Annotated in this window: 7 protein-coding genes; all 7 read left to right on the forward strand. The window is 72.0% G+C overall.

Annotation, left to right across the window (positions count from 1 at the left end):
* A partial coding sequence (locus E6J59_04610) for a DNA-binding protein (protein ID TMB22015.1) occupies positions 1 to 343 on the forward strand: 343 nt, incomplete at its 5' end.
* On the forward strand, positions 340 to 840 hold the full coding sequence (locus E6J59_04615; protein TMB22016.1) for a Zn-ribbon domain-containing OB-fold protein: 501 nt from the start codon (positions 340 to 342) through the stop codon (positions 838 to 840). The genes E6J59_04610 and E6J59_04615, both read left to right, overlap by 4 nt.
* 7 nt (positions 841 to 847) lie before the next feature.
* On the forward strand, positions 848 to 1,969 hold the full coding sequence (locus E6J59_04620; protein TMB22017.1) for a lipid-transfer protein: 1,122 nt from the start codon (positions 848 to 850) through the stop codon (positions 1,967 to 1,969).
* On the forward strand, positions 1,966 to 3,117 hold the full coding sequence (locus E6J59_04625) for a thiolase domain-containing protein (protein ID TMB22018.1): 1,152 nt from the start codon (positions 1,966 to 1,968) through the stop codon (positions 3,115 to 3,117). Before E6J59_04620 ends, E6J59_04625 begins: the two co-directional genes overlap by 4 nt.
* The gene (locus E6J59_04630; GenBank protein TMB22019.1) at positions 3,107 to 3,922 is read left to right on the forward strand and encodes a crotonase/enoyl-CoA hydratase family protein; all 816 of its coding nucleotides are present in this window, start codon (positions 3,107 to 3,109) and stop codon (positions 3,920 to 3,922) included. The genes E6J59_04625 and E6J59_04630 overlap by 11 nt, the downstream gene beginning before the upstream one ends.
* 9 nt (positions 3,923 to 3,931) lie before the next feature.
* Entirely contained in the window at positions 3,932 to 4,381 is a 450-nt protein-coding gene (locus E6J59_04635; protein ID TMB22020.1) for a cupin domain-containing protein, read from the forward strand.
* A gap of 1 nt (position 4,382) precedes the next feature.
* Positions 4,383 to 4,559 (forward strand): acyl-CoA synthetase (locus tag E6J59_04640; GenBank protein TMB22021.1); only part of this gene is annotated, 177 nt, incomplete at its 3' end.

Raw genomic sequence — 4,559 nt, forward strand, 5'->3', positions numbered from 1 at the left:
GAAGCGGATCTGGGGGCAGCGCGTGGCGGGGCAGGGGGTCGTGGTCCCGCCGCTCGGCTACTCCGAGGCCGACGGCTCCGCGGGCGGCGAGTGGGTCGAGGTGAAGCCCACCGGCGTCGTCACCGCGGTCGCCGTCGTGCGCGAGCCGATCGCGGGGCTCCACCCGTTCGACCGGCCCTTCGCCTTCGTGCTCGTCAGGCTCGACGGCGCCGACACGGCGCTCGCGCACGTGGTCAAGGACGACCTCGAGCGGCTGCGCGTCGGCGTGCGCGTCGAGGCGGTGTGGGCGGCGGAGCGGAGGGGGACGATCCGCGACATCGAGTGCTTCCGGGTGCTGGCATGAGCGAGCCGCCGAAGGAGCCCGTCAAGTACGTGGAGGCGAACCTCCGCCTCCCGTACCACTACGTCGCGGGCGACTACCGCGCGCGTTACCTCCTCGCGCTCAAGGACAAGAAGATTCTGGGCTCCAAGTGCTCCACGACCGGCAAGGTCTTCGTGCCGCCGCTCGTCGCCTCGCCCGAGAGCTTCGCGCCCTGCGAGGAGCTGGTCCAGGTGGCCGACCGAGGGGTCGTCACCACCTTCTGCATCGTGCGCATCCCGGTGATCGGGCGGAACGTGGAGCTGCCCTACGTCGCGGCCTCGGTCGCCCTCGACGGCGCCGACGTCTCGATCTTCGCGCTCATCCAGGAGTGCAGGCCCGAGGACGTGCGCATGGGCATGCGCGTCGAGGCGGTGTGGAAGCCCGACGGCGAGCGGCACGGCGACCACGAGGACATCCTCTACTTCCGCCCGACGGGCGAGCCCGACGCACCGCTCGCGTCGTTCCTGAACCGGCTCTGAGCTCCGCATGAGCAGGCTCCGAAACATTGCCGTGGTGGCGTTCTCCCAGGCGCCCATCGTCGCGCGCGACGAGCACCGCGTCGCCTCCGAGATCCTCTACCCCGAGGTGCGGAGCGCGCTCGACCAGTGCGACGTCGAGCGCGCGGCGATCGACTACCAGGTGGCCGGCTCCTCCGACTACATCGACGGCCGCCCCTTCGGCTTCGTGACCGCGCTCGACGTGATGGGCTCGTGGCCGGCGAAGCAGGACCTGCACCTCGAGATGGACGCGGCCTTCGCCGCCTACTACGCCTGGGTGCGCATGCAGGCGGGCGACTGCGACACGGCGCTCGTGTGCGGCTACGGGAAGAACTCCGAGGGCGAGCCGGAGCGCGTGCTGAACCTCGAGCTCGACCCGTACTACCAGGCGCCGCTCGGGCTCGGGCCCAGCGCGACCGCGGCCCTCCAGGCGAGCGCCTACATGGCGCGCAGCGGGGCCACCGACCGCGATCTCGCCGAGATCGCGGCACGCAACCGCGCCGCGGGCGCGAAGAACGCCTGCGCCCAGCTGCGCGAGGCGGTGCCGGCGGCGACGCTCGCCGCCACACCCTGGGTGGTCGAGCCGCTCCGCCGCGGCTACCTCCCGCCCTACGGCGACAGCGCCGTCTGTCTCGTCCTTGCCGCCGAGGGGAAGGCGGAGCGGATGTGCGACCGGCCGGCGTGGGTGCACGGCGTCGACCAGCGCATCGAGATGCAGACGCTCGGCGCGCGCGACGTCTCGCGCAGCGCCGGCGCGCGGCTCGCGGCCGAGCGAGCGCTCGCCATGGCGGGCCTCGCGAGCGCCAACGAGGTCGACGTCATCGAGCTGTGTGCCACGAATCCTGCCGAGGAGCTCATTCTATGCGAGGCCATCGGCGTCGACGCGGCAGCGGCGACGCCGAAGAAGAATCCCTCTGGCGGCCCGCTCTGCGGCCACCCGCTCATGATGACGGGCCTCATCCGCCTGGGCGAGGCGTTCCGGCAGCTGAGTGGCCGCGCGGGCACCCACGCGGTGCCGAACGTGCGGAGAGTGATCGCGCACGCTGCGCAGGGCCACTGCCTGCAGCAGAACCTCTTCTTCGTGCTGGGCAGCGAGCGGAGGTGGACGTGAAACGCCCGGTCGCGGTGGTCGGCGTCGGGCAGACGCATCACGCCTCGCGCCGGAGCGACCTCAGCATCCCGGGCCTGGTGCGCGAGGCGGTGGACCGCGCGCTGGCCGACGCGGGCCTCGACTACGGCGACATCGACGCCGTCGTCATGGGCAAGGCGCCGGACCAGCTGGAAGGCGTCATGCAGCCCGAGCAGTTCCTGGCCGGCGCGCTCGGCGCGCACTTGAAGCCGCTCATCCGCGTGCACACCGCGGGCTCGGTCGGCGCCTCGACCGCGCTCGCCGCGGTGACCCACGTCGCCTCGGGCCTCTTCGAGCGCGTGCTGACCGTCGCCTGGGAGAAGCAGTCCGAGGGCAACGCCATGTGGGCGCTCTCGCCGAACCTGCCCTTCACCCCGCCGCTGGTCGCGGGCGCGGGCGGCTTCTTCGCGCCCTACTGCCGCGCCTACATGACGCGCACGGGCTGCCCGCCCCACATCGGCCCGCTGGTCGCCGCCAACGCGCGCGCCAACGCGGCGCGGAACGAGTACGCGCACCTCCGCGAGCCGATGACGGTCGAGGACGTGCTCCAGTCGCCCGTGCTGTGGGACCCGATCCGCTACCTCGAGACGTGCCCGTCCTCCGACGGCGCCTGCGCGCTCGTCGTCGCCTCCGAGGAGCAGGCGAAGAAGGGGCCGCGGAAGCCGGCCTGGGTGAAGGCCGGCTACTCCTACGCCGAGGCGATGTGGGTGCCGGGACGCGACCAGGTGAGCCCGCAGGCGGGACGCCTCTGCGCCCGGAAGGTGTACGAGAAAGCCGGGATCAGGAATCCGTGGAAGGAGATCCAGACGGTCGAGATGTACGTCCCCTTCGCCTGGTTCGAGCCCATGTGGCTCGAGAACCTGGACTTCTGCGACACGGGCGAGGGCTGGAAGATCGTCGAGCGCGGCGAGCAGAAGATGGGCGCGCATCTCCCGGTGAACCCCTCGGGCGGCGTGCTGTGCACGAACCCGATCGGCGCCTCGGGGATGCTGCGGCTGGGCGAGGCCGCCCTCCAGGTGATGGAGCGCGCCGGCGAGCACCAGGTGGAGGGTGTCAAGAACGCGCTCGGCCACGCCTACGGCGGCGGCGCGCAGTACTTCGCGATGTGGCTGGTGAGCGATGCCCTCTGAGCCCGCCGTCCTTTACGCCAAGCGCGACGGCGTCGCGACCGTCACCATGAACCGCCCCGAGGTGCGGAACGCGATCAACGCCGAGATGCTCTGCCGCCTGGCCGACGTGTGGCAGGACATCAACGACGACGCGTCGATCCGCGCCGTGATCTTCACCGGCACGGGGGAGCAGGCGTTCTGCGCCGGCGCCGATCTCGACCGCCTCGTTCGCATGATGCAGGGCCTCCGTCCCGCCGAGACCGACTTCGACCGGCGCATCATCGAGGACTACTCCATCATCTACAAGGGGCTCCTCCGGAACTACGAGGTGGTGAAGCCGATCATCGCCGCGGTGAAGGGTTACTGCGTCGCGGGCGGCATGGAGATGCTGCAGGCGACCGACATCCGGGTGGCCGCCGGGGACGCGCGCTTCGCGATCGCCGAGGTGAAGCACGGCCTCTTCCCGATGGGCGGCTCGACCGTGCGCCTGGCGCGGCAGATCCCGTTCGCGAAGGCGATGGAGATCCTGCTGACGGGGGAGCAGTTCTCGGCCGCCGAGGCGCTCCGCGTCGGGCTCGTGAACAAGGTCGTGCCGGCGGCGGAGGTCATGCGCGAGGCGCGCCGCTACGCCGAGGTCATCTGCGACAACGGCCCGCTCGCCGTGCAGGCGGTCAAGCGCTCGGTGCTGGCGGGCCTCGGCCTGCCGACCGCGCAGGCGCTCGAGAAGGAGCAGGAGATCGGCGTGCCGGCCGCCATGTCCGAGGACGCGAAGGAAGGGACGAAGGCGTTCAAGGAGAAGCGAAGGCCGGTCTTCCACGGACGCTGAGGGGGTCACATGCCTGCGCTCGATCCAGCGACCGTGCCCGAGCAGACCGGGTCCGCGTATCCGCCGCCGCTCGACGCCCCGTGCCGCGGCCGCGCCAAGCGCGCGCTCGGCGACGCGGTCGGGCTCACGCACTTCGGCGTCAACCTGCGGCGCCTCGGGCCCGACGCCTGGTCGGCGCAGCGGCACTGGCACACGCGCGAGGACGAGTTCGTTTACGTCCTCGAAGGGGAGGTCACGCTGATCACCGACGCGGGCGAGCAGACGCTCGGCCCGGGGATGGCCGCGGGCTTCCCGGCGGGCGTTGCCGACGGCCATCACCTCGTGAACCGCACCGACCGTCCGGCGCTCTACCTCGAGGTCGGGGACCGCTCGCTCGACGACGAGGTGCACTATCCGGACGCCGATCTCTTCGTGTCGCGCCGACGCGGCGTGCTTCACAAGAGCGGCGAGCCGTACTGACGTGCTCTACAACCTCGCCTCGATCCAGGAGTTCCTTGCCCGCCACCTGGGCGACCGCGAGGCGATCGTGTGGCGGGACCGGGTCCTAACCTACGCCGACGTCGCCCGGCGCTCGCGACGGGTGGGGCGCGCGCTCCGCCGCCTCGGCCTCGGCTGCCGGCGCGAGCGCGCGGACCTC

This window comes from Deltaproteobacteria bacterium (genome assembly GCA_005879795.1).
Taxonomy (GTDB): Bacteria; Desulfobacterota; Binatia; order DP-6; family DP-6; genus DP-6.